Source organism: Methylobacterium sp. WL116, from assembly GCF_008039455.1.
Taxonomy (GTDB): domain Bacteria; phylum Pseudomonadota; class Alphaproteobacteria; order Rhizobiales; family Beijerinckiaceae; genus Methylobacterium.
Genome location: NZ_VRUV01001129.1, coordinates 1 through 487 on the forward strand (window position 1 = coordinate 1; position 487 = coordinate 487).

Here is a 487-nt window from a genome sequence, read left to right on the forward strand (position 1 = left end):
TCAGGATCGAGCGCCCGGCAGGTGCCGGGATAGAGCGGCGCGCCGTCCGGGTCGCGCGCGGCATTGCCGCCGGCGGCGGCACGGATGTCGCCGCGGGTGCAGAAGCAGGGATAGGCCAGGCCCCGCGCGATCAGCCCGTCGCGGGCGGCGCGATAGTCCGGCATGTGCTGCGACTGGCGGCGGACGGGTGGGTCGAAGACGAGCCCGAGCCAGGCGAGGTCGGCGCCGATCGCGTCGATCAGCTCGGGTCGCGAGCGGGTCGGGTCGATGTCCTCGATCCGCAGCAGCAGGCGGCCGCCGGTGCGGGACGCGAGCACGGCGTTGAGCAGCGCGGAATAGGCGTGGCCGAGATGCAGCCGGCCGTTCGGGCTCGGGGCGAAGCGGAAGACGGGCCGCGGCTCGACCTCCGGCCTCAACCGCCGACGCGATGCAGGCACTGCAGCGGGCCGGGCGTGCAGGCGATGCCCGGCAGCGAGCAGGCCGGCCC

Annotated in this window: 1 protein-coding gene; it reads right to left on the reverse strand. The window is 75.6% G+C overall.

Annotation, left to right across the window (positions count from 1 at the left end; translation table 11 throughout):
• Window positions 1-416 (reverse strand): glutamate--tRNA ligase family protein (locus FV223_RS29735; RefSeq protein ID WP_246689877.1); only part of this gene is annotated, 416 nt, incomplete at its 3' end.
• Window positions 417-487 lie beyond the last annotated feature (71 nt).